Origin of the sequence: Streptomyces sp. NPDC058964 (genome assembly GCF_042741275.1) — a bacterium.
Lineage (GTDB): Bacteria > Actinomycetota > Actinomycetes > Streptomycetales > Streptomycetaceae > Streptomyces.
The window spans coordinates 14,361-30,333 of the sequence record NZ_JBHYKH010000045.1 but is presented as its reverse complement, the minus strand read 5'-3'; the positions used below and the strand labels follow the sequence as shown (position 1 = coordinate 30,333).

Annotated in this window: 7 protein-coding genes and 1 tRNA gene; 7 read left to right on the top strand and 1 reads right to left on the bottom strand. The window is 69.6% G+C overall.

The features are described from left to right. Window positions 1-152: 152 nt before the first annotated feature. On the top strand, window positions 153-815 hold the full coding sequence (locus tag ACFW2E_RS08770; RefSeq protein WP_384463478.1) for a DegT/DnrJ/EryC1/StrS family aminotransferase: 663 nt from the start codon (window positions 153-155) through the stop codon (window positions 813-815). A gap of 76 nt (window positions 816-891) precedes the next feature. Then, window positions 892-967: transfer RNA gene (locus ACFW2E_RS08765), tRNA-Thr, on the top strand. A 53-nt stretch (window positions 968-1,020) separates the two neighbouring features. On the opposite strand, the gene ACFW2E_RS08760 is transcribed toward ACFW2E_RS08765, so the two are convergent. After that, entirely contained in the window at window positions 1,021-3,777 is a 2,757-nt protein-coding gene (locus ACFW2E_RS08760; protein WP_384463475.1) for a SpoIIE family protein phosphatase, read from the bottom strand. A gap of 393 nt (window positions 3,778-4,170) precedes the next feature. Here ACFW2E_RS08760 and ACFW2E_RS08755 point away from each other — a divergent pair, with 393 nt between their 5' ends. The 5 genes from ACFW2E_RS08755 to rimO all read left to right on the top strand — a co-directional run bounded on the left by ACFW2E_RS08755 (window position 4,171) and on the right by rimO (window position 15,846). Next, on the top strand, window positions 4,171-9,351 hold the full coding sequence (locus tag ACFW2E_RS08755) for a HAMP domain-containing protein (protein WP_384463471.1): 5,181 nt from the start codon (window positions 4,171-4,173) through the stop codon (window positions 9,349-9,351). Window positions 9,352-9,624: 273 nt separating this feature from the next. After that, window positions 9,625-10,311 (top strand): two-component system response regulator, encoded by a 687-nt coding sequence (locus tag ACFW2E_RS08750; RefSeq protein WP_384463468.1) that lies wholly within the window; start codon window positions 9,625-9,627, stop codon window positions 10,309-10,311. A 124-nt stretch (window positions 10,312-10,435) separates the two neighbouring features. Continuing rightward, on the top strand, window positions 10,436-13,153 hold the full coding sequence (locus ACFW2E_RS08745; protein WP_384463465.1) for a DNA translocase FtsK: 2,718 nt from the start codon (window positions 10,436-10,438) through the stop codon (window positions 13,151-13,153). A 285-nt stretch (window positions 13,154-13,438) separates the two neighbouring features. Then, window positions 13,439-14,281, top strand: a complete 843-nt coding sequence (locus ACFW2E_RS08740) for a helix-turn-helix domain-containing protein (protein WP_384463463.1) — start codon at window positions 13,439-13,441, stop codon at window positions 14,279-14,281. A 92-nt stretch (window positions 14,282-14,373) separates the two neighbouring features. Then, window positions 14,374-15,846 carry a 30S ribosomal protein S12 methylthiotransferase RimO gene (gene rimO, locus ACFW2E_RS08735; protein ID WP_384463460.1) on the top strand — a complete coding sequence of 491 codons (1,473 nt, stop codon included), beginning with the start codon at window positions 14,374-14,376 and terminating at the stop codon, window positions 15,844-15,846. Window positions 15,847-15,973: the final 127 nt, after the last annotated feature.

The window sequence follows — 15,973 nt, the reverse complement described above, 5'->3', positions numbered from 1 at the left end:
GGGGTGCGGGGGGGGGGGCCCCTCGCCGCCCTAAAAAATTTTTTTTTGGGGTTGTCACTTTATGCGCTGTCCGACCCCCCAACCCTTTTTTGGTATGCGTAACTTCAAGTTCACGTTCCGCGCGGAGCATCCAGAGCATGGGTACTGCTGCAATGCTCAGGGCCGCCGGCATCGGAGTCGGTGACGAGGTCATCGTGCCGGCCTTCGGGAACGTGGAACTCGCCGAGGCCGTGACGCTGGCCGGCGCGCTCCCGGTGTTCGCGGACATAGACGCGACGACCTACTGCCTGGACGCGTCCGCCGTCGAGGCAGCGATAACTCCCCGCTCCGCGGCCGTCGTTGTCGTGCACCGCTTCGGACGCTGGGCGGACGTCCCCCGGTTGCACCGTGTGGGGCAGCGGCACGGGCTTCTGGTGCTGGAGCAGGGGGAGTCCGAGGTGCCGTACGACGAGGTCGCCCAGCGCAGGGAGCGCGCCGCGTTCCTCGACAGCAAGCTGCGGGGCGTACGGACGCCCGACGGTGGCGACGGGCACACGTACCAGCAGTACGTCGTGCGGGTGCCGGGCAACGGGCGGCCGGACCGCGACGCCTTCGCGCGGGCCGTGCGGGCCAAGGGAGTTGATTGCCGGGTTCCGGTGAAGACTCCCGTGCACCGGCTGCCGGAGTACCGGCGGTGCCTTTCGCTGCCGGAGACCGAGCGGGCGGCCGACGAAACGCTGGCGCTCCCGGTGGACGCCTCGTTGACGAAGCGCGAGATGCAGCGGATCGTGTCCGCGTGCAATGTGCTCGGAGGACTCCTTCAGCCGGCCTTCTGAACGAGTTTGGGAACACCGCTCTGTTCGGGGTATGATCTATTCCGTTGCCGGGAGGGAAACCTCAAAAAGGTGACAGGCCCCTATAGCTCAGTCGGCAGAGCGTCTCCATGGTAAGGAGAAGGTCAACGGTTCGATTCCGTTTGGGGGCTCCATGGAAAAGGCCCCGCCCTTCTGGGCGGGGCCTTTGTCGTACCCGGATCCGGCCCTAGTCCACGTGGAGGCCGGGAACCCGCATGGCCAGGATCGCCATGTCGTCGGAGGGGGCGTCGGAGGCGAATCGCTCCACCGCGCGCATGATGCGGGCCGCGACCGCGCCGGCGGTGAGACCGGTACAGGTGGTGAGGACATCGGCCAGTCCGTCGTCGCCCAGCATGCGGGTGCCCTCGCGGCGTTCGGTGACGCCGTCCGTGACGCACAGCAGGACGTCACCCGGGTCCAGGGTGACCGTCTGCTCGTACAACTCGAGGTCCTCGATGACACCGAGCAGCGGCTGGGGCTCGGCCGCGGCCTCCACCGTGCCGTCCTGGCGCAGTCGGAGCGGGAGCGGGTGACCCGCGCAGACGACCTTCAGTTCCGCGCTGCCGTCCTCCTGGGGCCGCATCTCGCCGTACAGGAGCGTCAGGAAGCGGCTGCGGGCGCCCTCGTCGAGGATCGCGGAGTTCAGACGCTCCAGCACCGCCGGGCCGCTCAGGCCCTCCCTGGCCAGCAGCCTCAGGGCGTGACGGGCCAGGCCGGTGACGGCGGCCGCGTGCGGGCCGGTGCCGCACACGTCGCCGATGGCGAAGCCGTAGGCGCCGTCGCGGATCGGGAAGACGTCGTAGAAGTCGCCGCCGACCTCGTTGCCCTCGCCGGCCGCCCGGTAGATGACCTCGACCTCGACGCCGTCGATCGCGGGGGTCTCCGGCGGCAGCAGGCTGCGCTGGAGGGACTGACTGATGGCCGTACGCTCCGAGTAGAGGCGGGCGTTGTCCAGGGCCAGGGCGGCCCTGCGGGACAGGTCCTCGGCCAGTTCCAGGATCTCCTGGCGGAAGTGTTCGTCGGTCGGCTTGCCGAGCGTGAGCATGCCGATGACGCGGTTGCGGGCGACGAGCGGCAGGACGACCGTCTCGCCGCCGACCGCGGAGGCCGTGGCGAGGGTGGGGCCGATGCCCGAGGCGACCTGGTGGGTGGGTCCGCCGGACAGGCCGAGGCTGCGCATGGAGCTGCGCAGGGCCGCCTGGTGGGCCATCTCGCCGGGGGCCGTCCAGACCCGGGCGCCGGGCGTCGGTACCGGGTCGGGCGGGGGGACCTTCGAGAGCAACGACTTGATGCCGTCGATGAGTTCCTCGTCCTCGTGCAGGACGTACGAGAGGTACGGGTCGGAGGCCTGGTCGGCGATGGTGTAGACGGCGCACCAGGTGGCGAGGGTCGGCACCGTCATCTGGGCCATCAGGGCCAGGGTCTGGTCGCGGTCCAGGGTGCCGGCGAGCAGGTCGGAGGCCTCGACCAGGAAGCTGAGCGAGCCGCGGCGCAGGCGCTCCAGCTCGCCCAGACGGGCGGACTCGACGGCCAGGGCGATGCGGTCGGCGGCGAACTGGAGGCGCAGCGCCTCCTCGTTGGAGTATCTGCTTGGAGCTTCCGCGGCGACGCCCAGGGAGCCGGTGAGGCGGCCCTCGACCTTCAGCGGGACCGTGACGACGGAGCGCATGCCGGTGCCGCTCAGCAGCGGTACGGCGCCCGGTACCGCCGCCAGGTCGTCATGGACGGCCGGCATCCGGGCCGAGCCGTACCGGCCGGGGCCCGCCTCGACGGGGACGCGGGCGAAGCGCTGGCGGGCGGAGGGCAGGCCGGTGGAGGCGCGGACCTCCAGCTCCGTCTCGTCGTCGGTGGCCAGGAGGAGGAAGGCGGAGTCGCCGTCGAGCATGTCGCGGGCGCGCTCGACGGTGCGCTGGAGCAGGCCGTCCAGGTCGTCCGGGGCCGGGGAGCCGATGAACACCTCGAAGGGGTCGGCGTTCTGGCCGTCGGAGGCGGCGGGGGAGTCGGAGGCCGGGACGCGCAACGGAGTCTGCAGGACGGCGCGTTCGTGGTCCCGGACCAGGAGGCAGACCGTGGAGGGCTCGCCGCCGGCGTCGCGGACGCGGAGGTGGGAGGCGTACACCGGGGTCACCCGGCCGTCCGCGCACCGGATGCCGTAGCTGCCCTCCCAGCGCGAGAGCTGGAGCGCCTCCGCGATGCCGGTGCCGGTGCCCGGGGTGTGCGGCCAGGCCGCGAGATCGGTCAGGGGACGGCCGATGACCTGGTCTGCGGGGTAGCCGAAGAGTTCCTCGGCGTCCTCGTTCCAGGCCGACACGGAGCCCTTGCGGTCGATCTGGACGACCGCGACGCGGACCCGGCCGTCGGCGAGCGGGAGGAGGTCGGCGGGAAGGGACGGGCCGGCGGCCCGGGTGCCCACGGGGCGCTCGGGGAGGTCGAGTTGGAACCAGACGTTCTTGTGCGTGGGCGTGTACTCCACGCCCCATCGGCCGGCCAGGGCCGCGCAGAGCTGGAGTCCGCGGCCGCCCTCGCGGTCGGGGCTGCCCATGTTGACGGCCGCGCCCTGGAGCGGGACCTCGCGTTCCGGGTAGCGGTCGGCCACTTCGATCCGTACGCCGTCCTCGCTGCGCAGGCACAGGACGTCGGCGTGGGTGCCCGCGTGCACCACCGCGTTGGTCACCAGTTCGCTGGTGAGGACCACGGCGTCGTCGACGATGTCGGCGAAGCCCCAGCCCTGGAGGGTGTCGCGGACGAAGGACCGGGCGGTCGCCACCGACCGCCCGACGGGGTCGAAACTGGCGGCCGCGCGCGCGGTGATCACGGAACTCCTCGGCCGGTTGTCGATGTGCGGTGCCCCGTCGCCGACCCGCTCGTACCGCTGATGCGGCGTCTGCGAACCCGACGGCCGCGGCTCCGGGGACTGTCCCCCGGGGATCACTCCGGTGGTCATGGTCTGCGGCCGCCCCTCCGATGCGCGCTCGTCTCGTGCCACCGCCCAGGCCGGACGGACCGGTGCGGCTGGACAGCCGCATGCAAGGTTACTTACCTTCGCCGTCCGATCGGATGCCGGTCGCCAGTGTTTACGCCCTCAGAGTGTGCGGACGATGTGCGAAGCTGCCGAACTGTTATGGCCGGGTTCAGCAGGGGTGAAACACTGGGCAGGCTTCTTGTGAAGGTCCGGCCAGACCGAGTGTGTTCCGTGCACTGCGGGCAGCAGCCCTGCGTGTGGCCGGATCACATCTGGCGGCAGTACGAAGCGGTGACCGGTACGCAGAGGTAACCGGTACACCGAGCAGCAGTACCCAGCACAGCAGTATCGGTCGACCCCTGCGGGAGGGACACAGTGGAGTCTGGCGCAGCGACGCGTGGAACGAAGGCGCGCGCGAAGGGCGGACAGTCCCTGAGCAAGCAGCGCAACGGCACCACGTCGGTGGACACGGCTGCCCTGAACCGACTGCTGGCGGCTCTTGTGGCGATGCGCGACGGGAACTTCCGCAAGCGTCTCACGGTGTCCGGTGACGGCGTGATGTCGGAGATCGCGGCGGTCTTCAACGAGGTGGCCGACCGCAATCTCCATCTGACCGGTGAGCTGTCGCGGGTGCGGCGCATGGTGGGACGTGAGGGGAAACTCACGGAACGGCTGGAGACGGGGGCCTGCGAGGGCTCCTGGGCGGCCGCGATCGACGCCTCGAACGCGCTGGTCGACGATCTCGTACGGCCGGTCTCCGAGGTCGGCCGGGTTCTGACCGCGGTGGCCGAGGGCGATCTGTCGCCGCGCATGGAGCTGCGGACGCAGGCGCCGGACGGGACCGGGCATCCGCTGCGCGGTGAGTTCCTCAGGGTCGGGCGGACCGTCAACAATCTGGTCGACCAGCTGTCGACCTTCACCGACGAGGTCACGCGCGTGGCCAGCGAGGTCGGCACCGAGGGCAAGCTGGGCGGCCAGGCCCGGGTGCGCGGTATGTCGGGTTCGTGGAAGGACCTGACCGAGTCCGTCAACACCATGGCGAACCGGCTGACGGCTCAGGTGCGGGACATCGCGCTGGTGACCACGGCGGTCGCGCGGGGTGATCTGTCCCGAAAGGTCACGGTGCACGTGGCCGGCGAGATGCTGGAGCTCAAGAACACCGTCAACACGATGGTGGAGCAGCTGTCCGCCTTCTCCTCCGAGGTGACCCGGGTGGCCCGTGAGGTGGGCACCGAGGGCATTCTGGGCGGCCAGGCGCAGGTGCCCGGGGTCGCCGGTGTGTGGAAGGAGCTCACCGACTCGGTCAACACCATGGCGGGCAACCTGACCGCCCAGGTGCGCGGTATCTCACAGGTCACCACCGCCGTCGCCAGCGGTGATCTGTCGCAGAAGGTGACGGTCCCGGCGCGGGGCGAGGTCGCGCAGCTCGCCGAGACGATCAACCAGATGACCGAGACGCTGCGGATCTTCGCGGACGAGGTCACGCGCGTGGCGCGGGAGGTCGGTGTCGAGGGTGAGCTGGGCGGTCAGGCGCAGGTGCCGGGCGCTGCCGGTACGTGGAAGGACCTGACGGACTCCGTCAACACCGCGTTCCGCAACCTCACCGGTCAGGTCCGCAACATCGCCCAGGTGACGACGGCGGTGGCGAACGGTGATCTGTCGCAGAAGGTCACGGTCGACGTCTCCGGCGAGATGCTCCAGCTCAAGAACACCGTGAACACGATGGTGGACCAGCTGTCGAGCTTCGCCGACCAGGTGACGCGGATGGCCCGGGACGTGGGCACGGAGGGCCGCCTGGGCGGTCAGGCCCGGGTGGACGGTGTCTCGGGTACCTGGAAGGAGCTCACGGACTCCGTCAACTTCATGGCGGGGAACCTGACCTCGCAGGTGCGCCAGATCGCCCAGGTGACGACGGCGGTGGCACGGGGCGACCTGTCCCAGAAGATCGACGTCGACGCGCGCGGCGAGATCCTCGAGCTGAAGAACACGATCAACACGATGGTCGACCAGCTCTCCGCCTTCGCGGACCAGGTCACCAAGGTGGCCCGCGAGGTGGGCACGGAGGGCCGTCTCGGCGGTCAGGCGCAGGTGCCCGGTGTCGCCGGTGTGTGGCGTGACCTGACCGACTCGGTGAACGGCATGGCGGGCAACCTCACCGCTCAGGTGCGCAACATCGCCCAGGTCGCCACGGCGGTGGCCCGCGGTGACCTCTCCCAGAAGATCACCGTGGACGCGCGCGGGGAGATCCTGGAGCTGAAGAACACCCTGAACACGATGGTGGACCAGTTGTCGTCGTTCGCCCAGGAGGTCACGCGCGTGGCCCGTGAGGTGGGTACCGAGGGCATGCTCGGCGGTCAGGCCGAGGTCCAGGGGGTCGCGGGCACCTGGAAGGACCTCACGCAGTCCGTGAACTTCATGGCGAACAACCTGACCATCCAGGTGCGCAACATCGCCGAGGTCACGACCGCGGTCGCCAAGGGTGACCTGTCCAAGAAGATCACTGTTGACGCGAAGGGCGAGATCCTCGAGCTCGTCACGACGGTCAACACAATGGTTGACCAGCTGTCCAGCTTCGCCGAGCAGGTGACCCGGGTGGCCCGTGAGGTGGGCACCGAGGGCATCCTCGGCGGCCAGGCGCACGTGCCGGGAGTCACGGGCATCTGGAAGGACCTCAGCAACAACGTGAACCTGATGGCCAACAACCTGACCATGCAGGTGCGCAACATCTCCCAGGTCTCGGCGGCGGTCGCCAACGGTGACCTGACGCGGCAGGTCACGATCGAGGCGAGCGGTGAGGTGGCCCAGCTGGCCGACACCATCAACACGATGGTCAAGACGCTGAGTTCGTTCGCGGACCAGGTGACCAAGGTGGCCCGCGAGGTGGGCACGGACGGCATCCTCGGCGGTCAGGCGCACGTACCGGGTGTGGCCGGTACGTGGAAGGACCTGACGGAGTCGGTGAACCAGATGGCGTCGAACCTGACCGGCCAGGTGCGCAACATCGCCATGGTCACGACGGCCATCGCCAAGGGCGACCTGACGAAGAAGATCGACATTGACGCCCGGGGTGAGATCCTCGAGCTCAAGACGACGATCAACACGATGGTTGATCAGCTGTCGTCCTTCGCGGAGGAGGTCACCCGGGTGGCCCGTGAGGTGGGCACCGAGGGCCAGCTCGGCGGCCAGGCACGCGTGCGTGACGTGGACGGCACCTGGCGCGACCTCACCGAGTCCGTGAACGAGATGGCCGGGAACCTGACCCGGCAGGTGCGTGCCATCGCGCGCGCGGCCACCGCGGTGACCCGGGGCGACCTGAACCTGAAGCTCGACGTGGACGCCGCCGGCGAGATCCAGGAGCTGCAGGACTACATCAACAAGATGATCGCCAACCTGCGCGACACCACGATCGCCAACGAGGAGCAGGACTGGCTCAAGGGCAACCTCGCCCGCATCTCCGCGCTCATGCAGGGCCGCCGCGACCTGGAGGACGTGGCCTCGCTGATCATGAGCGAGCTCACCCCGGTGGTCTCCGCGCAGCACGGCGCGTTCTTCCTCGCCATGCCGCTCGTCGACGGCAAGGACATGAGTGCCGAGCACGAGGACGCGTACGAGCTGCGGATGCTCGGTTCGTACGGCTACTCGATGGGCTCGATGCCGACGTCGTTCCGGCCCGGCGAGGCGCTGATCGGGACGGCCGCCAAGGAGAAGCGCACGATCCTGGTCGAGAACGCCCCCAGCGGCTATCTGAAGATCTCCTCCGGGCTCGGCGAGGCTCCGCCCGCGCAGGTGATCGTGCTGCCCGTGCTGTTCGAGGGCAAGGTCCTCGGCGTCATCGAGCTCGCTTCCTTCGCGCCGTTCACACAGATCCAGAAGGACTTCCTCAACCAGATCGCCGAGATGATCGCGACCAGCGTCAACACCATCTCCGTCAACACCAAGACCGAGGTGCTGCTGAGGCAGTCGCAGGAGCTGACCGAGCAGCTGAGGGAACGGTCCGCCGAGCTGGAGAACCGGCAGAAGGCCCTCCAGGCGTCCAACGCCGAACTGGAGGAGAAGGCCGAGCTGCTGGCCCAGCAGAACCGCGACATCGAGGTGAAGAACACCGAGATCGAGGAGGCGCGGCAGGTTCTGGAGGAGCGCGCCGAGCAGCTCGCCGTGTCGATGCGCTACAAGAGCGAGTTCCTGGCCAACATGTCGCACGAGCTGCGCACGCCGCTCAACTCGCTCCTGATCCTCGCCAAGCTGCTCGCCGACAACGCCGACTCCAACCTCACCCCGAAGCAGGTCGAGTTCGCCGAGACCATCCACGGGGCGGGCTCCGACCTGCTCCAGCTGATCAACGACATCCTCGACCTGTCCAAGGTCGAGGCGGGCAAGATGGACGTCTCCCCGACGCGCATCGCGCTCGTCCAGCTCGTCGACTATGTGGAGGCCACCTTCCGCCCGCTGACCGCGGAGAAGGGGCTCGACCTGTCGGTACGGGTGTCGCCCGAGCTGCCCGCCACGCTGCACACCGACGAGCAGCGCCTGCTCCAGGTGCTGCGCAACCTGCTGTCCAACGCGGTGAAGTTCACCGACTCCGGATCGGTGGAGCTGGTGATCCGGCCCGCCGGCGGGGGCGTGCCGATGGCGATCCGGGAGCAGCTCCTGGAGTCCGGTTCGCTCAGTGACCCGGACGCGGAGCTCATCGCGTTCTCGGTGACCGACACCGGTATCGGCATCGCGGCGAGCAAGATGCGGGTGATCTTCGAGGCGTTCAAGCAGGCGGACGGCACGACCAGCCGCAAGTACGGCGGTACGGGCCTGGGGCTGTCGATCTCGCGGGAGATCGCGCAGCTGCTCGGTGGCGAGATCCACGCGCAGAGCGAACCCGGCCGCGGCTCGACGTTCACCCTGTATTTGCCGCTGCACCCCAGCGAACTCCCGCCGCAGGGCTATCAGCAGCCGATGCCCGCGCTGGAGGCGGGTGACCTTGTCGCCTCCGAGGGGCAGATGTCCGAGCTGTCCGGCGCCGGTGTCGAGACGCCGGCCGAGGTGAAGTCGTACCAGGAGACGCAGAACGGTGCCGCGGCGCTCTTCCGGCGCCGTCGGCGGGGCGCCCCGGTCACCGAGGAGCGGACGGAGTCGTGGGCGCTCGGCGAGCAGGAGGCGGCGCCCCAGGGGCGCGTCGGGGTGCGGTTCGGCGGTGAGAAGGTGCTGATCGTCGACGACGACATCCGCAACGTGTTCGCGCTCACCAGCGTCCTGGAGCAGCACGGCCTGTCCGTGCTGTACGCCGAGAACGGCCGTGAGGGCATCGAGGTACTGGAGCAGCACGACGACGTCGCGGTCGTCCTGATGGACATCATGATGCCGGAGATGGACGGGTACGCGACGACCACGGCGATCCGCAGGATGCCGCAGTTCGCCGGGCTGCCGATCATCGCGCTGACGGCCAAGGCCATGAAGGGCGACCGGGAGAAGGCCATCGAGTCGGGCGCCTCCGACTACGTGACGAAACCGGTCGATCCGGACCATCTGCTGGCGGTGATGGAACAGTGGATGCGTGAGGGGTGACGGATCGGGCGGGCGCCGGGCGAATCCTGTGGGAACCTTCGGTGTACGAGCGGAGTTGTTGACTCTGGGTGGCCGAACCCGTGTAGAAGTGCGGGATTCGGGGAACCTTCTGGTCCCCCGCTGCGTTTCTGCTACGTGCACAGTGACATCGCGGTGACAGGGTGTGGCGACGGGCGGGGTGCGGCTACCATGACCGGCACAAGGACGGGCGGCGAAAGGGAGTCGTCCCCTGGGGCGGCGCCCGGTGTACCGCCGGGGCGAGGAGGGCGGGCCATGGTGCAGAAGGCCAAGATCCTCCTGGTCGATGACCGGCCGGAGAATCTGCTGGCGCTGGAGGCCATCCTCTCTGCGCTCGATCAGACACTGGTGCGGGCATCGTCCGGGGAGGAAGCGCTCAAAGCACTGCTCACGGACGACTTCGCGGTCATTCTGCTGGACGTTCAGATGCCGGGAATGGACGGTTTCGAAACCGCCGCGCACATCAAGCGGCGAGAACGGACCCGTGACATCCCGATCATCTTCCTCACCGCGATCAACCACGGCCCGCACCACACCTTCCGCGGATACGCGGCGGGCGCGGTCGACTACATCTCCAAGCCGTTCGACCCGTGGGTGCTGCGTGCGAAGGTCTCCGTGTTCGTCGAGCTGTACATGAAGAACTGTCAGCTGCGGGAGCAGGCGGCGCTGCTGCGGCTCCAGTTGGAGGGCGGTGGCGGCAAGGGTGCGGTCGGTGCCGGCAAGGAGCCGGCCGGGCTGCTCGCCGAGCTGTCGGCGCGGCTCGCGGCCGTCGAGGAGCAGGCCGAAGCGCTGTCCAAGCAGTTGGACGACGACTCCGCGGACGCGGCGGCGGTGGCGACGGCGGCCCATCTCGAACGCAAACTCACGGGTTTGCGCCGGGCGCTCGACGCCCTCGAGCCGGGCACGGGCAGCGGTGCGACGTCGGTCCCGACGCAGAACTGACGCCCGCTCCGGTCGTAGTTGCGCATGAGCGCGCGTCAGTTCCGCGCCCCGGAAAGGGCGACACGAACGGGTGAAGCAGTGGGCACACGTGTCCGCTGTCGCCTCCACCGGTAATCTCACACCCATGGCCTCACGTCCCTCCGCAGCCAAGAAGCAGCCAGCCAAGAAGGCGGCCGCTCCCGCGAAGGCACCGGCGAAGAAGGCCGCCGCCAAGAAGGCACCCGCGAAGAAGGCCGCGGCGAAGAAGGCGGCGCCGCCCCCCAAACCGGCGCCGAGCCCCACAGGGGGCATCTACCGGCTCGTGCGCGCGCTCTGGCTGGGGCTCGCGCACGCCGTGGGCGCCGTCTTCCGCGGCATAGGGCAGGGGGCGAAGAACCTCGATCCGGCGCACCGCAAGGACGGCGTCGCGCTGCTCCTGTTCGGCGTGGCACTGATCGTCGCGGCCGGCACCTGGGCCGATCTGCGCGGTCCTGTCGGTGACCTGGTCGAGATCCTGGTGACCGGCGCCTTCGGGCGCCTGGACCTGCTCGTGCCGATACTGCTCGCGGTCATCGCGGTGCGCTTCATCCGGCACCCCGAGAAGCCCGAGGCCAACGGCCGCATCGTGATCGGCCTGTCCGCGCTCGTCATCGGCGTGCTCGGCCAGGTCCACATCGCCTGCGGCTCACCCGCCCGCAGTGACGGCATGCAGGCGATAAGGGACGCCGGCGGTCTCATCGGCTGGGGCGCGGCGACCCCGCTGACGTACACCATGGGCGAGGTCCTGGCCGTACCGATGCTGGTCCTGCTCACGGTCTTCGGGCTGCTCGTCGTCACGGCCACCCCGGTCAACGCCATCCCGCAGCGGCTGCGGGCGCTCGGCGTGCGGCTGGGCGTCGTGCACGATCCCGAACCGGACGAGTTCACCGAGGACGACGAGCGCTACGACGAGCAGTGGCGCGAGGCGCTGCCCGCGCGCCCCCGCAGGCGCCAGAGCGCCCCCCAGGAGTACGACCCCGAGGGAGCCGAGCAGGATGCCCTCGCCAAGCGCCGCGGCCGCCCCAGGCGCTCCGCGGTGCCGCAGCCCGCGATGAACCGGCAACTGGACGCCGTGGACATCGCGGCGGCCGCCGCGGCCGACCTCGACGGTGCCGTCCTGCACGGCATGCCGCCCTCGCCGCTCGTCGCCGACCTCACCCAGGGCGTGAGCGTGGGCGACCGCGAGGAGACGGCACCCGCTCCCGCCCCCACGCCCGTCCCGGCCCCGGCCGGGCGGCCCAGGCAGGAGAAGCTCAAGGCCGAGCCGGTCGTGCCCGACCTGACCAAGGCGGCGCCCGAGGAGATGCGCGACCTGCCGCCGCGCGCCGAGCAGCTCCAGCTCTCCGGCGACATCACCTACTCCCTGCCCTCGCTCGACCTCCTCACGCGCGGCGGACCCGGCAAGGCGCGCAGTGCCGCCAACGACGCGGTCGTCGACTCCCTGCGCCAGGTCTTCGCCGAGTTCAAGGTGGACGCCGACGTCACGGGTTTCACCCGCGGACCGACGGTCACGCGTTACGAGGTCACGCTCGGCCCCGCCGTGAAGGTCGAGCGGATCACCGCGCTCACCAAGAACATCGCGTACGCCGTGGCCAGTCCGGACGTGCGGATCATCAGCCCGATCCCCGGCAAGTCGGCGGTCGGCATCGAGATCCCGAACACCGACCGGGAGATGGTCAACCTCGGTGACGTGCTGCGCCTGGCGGACGCCTCCGAGGACGACCACCCGATGCTGGTCGCGCTCGGCAAGGACGTCGAGGGCGGCTACGTCACGGCCAACCTCGCGAAGATGCCGCACATCCTGGTCGCCGGAGCCACTGGTTCCGGTAAGTCGTCGTGCATCAACTGCCTGATCACGTCGGTCATGGTCCGCGCGACCCCCGAGGACGTGCGCATGGTCCTCGTCGACCCCAAGCGCGTCGAACTGACGGCCTACGAGGGCATCCCGCACCTGATCACGCCGATCATCACCAACCCGAAGCGGGCCGCAGAGGCGCTCCAGTGGGTCGTACGCGAGATGGACCTTCGCTACGACGACCTGGCCGCGTTCGGCTTCCGGCACATCGACGACTTCAACGAGGCCATCCGCAACGGCAAGGTGAAGCTGCCCGAGGGCAGCGAACGGGAACTCCAGCCGTACCCGTACCTGCTGGTGATCGTTGACGAGCTCGCCGACCTGATGATGGTCGCGCCGCGCGACGTCGAGGACGCGATCGTCCGCATCACGCAGCTCGCGCGCGCGGCCGGCATCCACCTGGTGCTGGCCACGCAGCGCCCGTCGGTCGATGTCGTCACCGGTCTGATCAAGGCCAACGTGCCCTCCCGGCTCGCCTTCGCGACCTCCTCCCTGGCCGACTCCCGCGTCATCCTCGACCAGCCCGGCGCCGAGAAGCTCATCGGCAAGGGCGACGGCCTGTTCCTGCCGATGGGCGCGAACAAACCGATCCGTATGCAGGGCGCGTTCGTGACCGAGGAAGAGGTCGCGGTCGTCGTCGAGCACTGCAAGAACCAGATGACGCCGGTCTTCCGGGACGACGTCACCGTGGGCACCAAGCAGAAGAAGGAGATCGACGAGGACATCGGCGACGACCTCGACCTGCTCTGCCAGGCGGCCGAACTGGTCGTCTCCACGCAGTTCGGGTCGACGTCCATGCTCCAGCGCAAGCTCCGCGTCGGCTTCGCCAAGGCCGGGCGGCTGATGGACCTCATGGAGTCGCGGAACATCGTCGGACCCAGCGAGGGCTCCAAGGCCCGTGACGTTCTCGTGAAGCCCGACGAGTTGGACGGAGTGCTCGCTGTGATACGTGGTGAGTCCGAGGGGTAGGGATGAGGGATGCCGCCGTTCGGCGGCAGGAGACTGGGCCGGGCGGAGGCTTCGTCGTGACACACCCGTTAGAGATCAACGGGCAACCGTTCTCCGTCGGCGAACGTCAAGTTGAGCGAAAGGACAGACGGGGGTTCCGGACCGGGACTCGTGCCTGTCCCGTCGTCGGCGTGACCGGGCATACCGATGGCGTACAAAGTCGTACCGCCCGGTTGCCCCACCCTTTCGCACCCCCCCTAGACTGAACCTCCAGCACAGGTGGCTACACGCTCGAAAGGCGCCCCCGTGTCCATCGGCAACTCCCCTGAAGACGAGCGTCCGTTCCAAGACGTGTCCGAGGAAGCCCGTACCTCCGTAGGCCGCGCCCTCCAGCAGGCGCGCATCTCGGCCGGGCTCACCGTCGACGACGTCAGCACCGCCACTCGCGTCCGCATCGCCATCGTGCACGCCATCGAGGCCGACAACTTCGCCCCCTGTGGCGGTGACGTGTACGCCCGCGGACACATCCGGACCCTGGCCAAGGCCGTGCGCCTCGATCCGGGCCCCCTGATCGAGCAGTTCGACGCCGAGCACGGCGGGCGGCCGGCCCCGACCCCGGCGGCCCCGCTGTTCGAGGCGGAACGTATCCGCCCGGAGCGGCGCGGCCCCAACTGGACCGCCGCCATGGTCGCCGCGATCGTCGTCGTGGTCGGCTTCGTCGGGTTCACCGCCTTCAAGGGCGGCGACGACGGAGGCAACGCCACGGACCAGGTCGCCCAGGGCGCCTCGCCGACGTCCGGCAAGTCCGCCTCGCCCACCCCGAAGAAGAGCAAGCCCGCCGACGAGAAGCCCGAGCCGTCCGACAGCGCCATCGCGGCCGCGCCCCAGGACAAGGTCACCGTCCAGGTGAGCGCCGCCAACGGGCGCAGCTGGATCTCGGCCAAGGACCACAACGGCCGGATGCTCTTCGACGGTCTCCTGCAGAAGGGCGACTCCAAGACCTTCCAGGACAGCTCGAAGATCAACCTGATCCTGGGCGACGCCGGCGCGATCCAGCTCTACGTCAACGGCAAGAAGATCGAGGACGACTTCCAGCCGGGAGCCGTGGAGCGGCTGACATACACAAAGGGTGACCCCGAGGTCGGATAAGGGGCCCGAACGGTCGAGTGCACATGGGGTTGGCCAAGATCGGCCAACCCCGTCGACGTGGGCTGTCAGTCGGACGAAGTACTCTTGAGCCCATGCCTGAACGCCGTACCGTCGCACTCGTCACTCTCGGCTGCGCCCGTAACGAGGTGGACTCGGAGGAGCTCGCAGGCCGTTTGGAGGCGGACGGCTGGCAGCTCGTCGAGGACGCCTCGGACGCCGATGTCGCCGTGGTCAACACCTGTGGCTTCGTCGAGGCCGCCAAGAAGGACTCCGTCGACGCCCTCCTTGAGGCCAACGACCTCAAGGACCACGGCAGAACCCAGGCCGTCGTGGCGGTGGGCTGCATGGCCGAGCGGTACGGCAAGGAACTCGCCGAGGCCCTCCCCGAGGCCGACGGCGTGCTCGGCTTCGACGACTACGCGAACATCTCCGACCGCCTGCAGACCATCCTGAGCGGCGGCGTCCATGCCGCCCACACCCCGCGGGACCGCCGCAAGCTCCTGCCGATCAGCCCCGCCGATCGGCAGGAGTCCGTGGCCGAGGTCGCGCTGCCCGGGCACGGCCCGGTGGATCTGCCGGAGGGCGTGGCGCCCGCCTCCGGCCCCCGTGCGCCCCTGCGCCGCCGCCTGGACGGCGCCCCGGTCGCCTCGGTGAAGCTCGCCTCCGGCTGCGACCGGCGCTGCTCCTTCTGCGCCATCCCGTCCTTCCGCGGCTCCTTCATCTCCCGCCGCCCCAGCGACGTGCTGAACGAGACGCGCTGGCTGGCCGAGCAGGGCGTCAAGGAGATCATGCTGGTCTCGGAGAACAACACGTCGTACGGCAAGGACCTGGGCGACATCCGCCTGCTGGAGTCCCTGCTGCCCGAGCTCGCCGAGGTCGACGGCATCGAGCGGGTGCGAGTGAGCTACCTCCAGCCGGCCGAGATGCGCCCGGGGCTGATCGACGTCCTGACCTCCACCCCGAAGATCGCCCCGTACTTCGACCTGTCCTTCCAGCACTCCGCGCCCGGCGTGCTGCGCGCGATGCGCCGTTTCGGCGACACCGACCGCTTCCTCGAGCTGCTCGACACCATCCGGAGCAAGGCCCCGCAGGCCGGCGTGCGCTCGAACTTCATCGTCGGCTTCCCCGGCGAGAGCGAGGCCGACCTGGCCGAGCTGGAGCGCTTCCTGAACCACGCGCGACTGGACGCCATCGGCGTCTTCGGCTACTCCGACGAGGAGGGCACGGAAGCGGCGACGTACGAGAACAAGCTCGACGAGGACGTCGTCGCCGAGCGGCTGGCGCAGGTCTCGCGACTGGCCGAGGAGCTCGTCTCGCAGCGTGCCGAGGAGCGCGTCGGTGAGACCGTGCACGTGCTGGTCGAGTCCGTCGACGAGGAGGAGGGTGTGTACGGCCGCGGTGCGCACCAGGCGCCCGAGACGGACGGACAGGTGCTGCTCACGAGCGGCGAGGGCCTCACCGTCGGTCGTATGGTCGAGGCGAAGGTGGTCGGTACGGAAGGTGTCGACCTGGTGGCCGAGCCCCTGCCGGGCTCGTCGGCATGTACTGAGGAGGCGGGCAGATGACCGGAGTGCCGGCATCCGCCGCGGGCGGCTCCCCCGGCGCGCAGGGCGCGACGGACTCCGCCCCCGCTCCCGGTGCCGCCGACGGTCCTGCCCGCGCTTCCGCGTCCGGTACGGCTTCCTCGGCCTG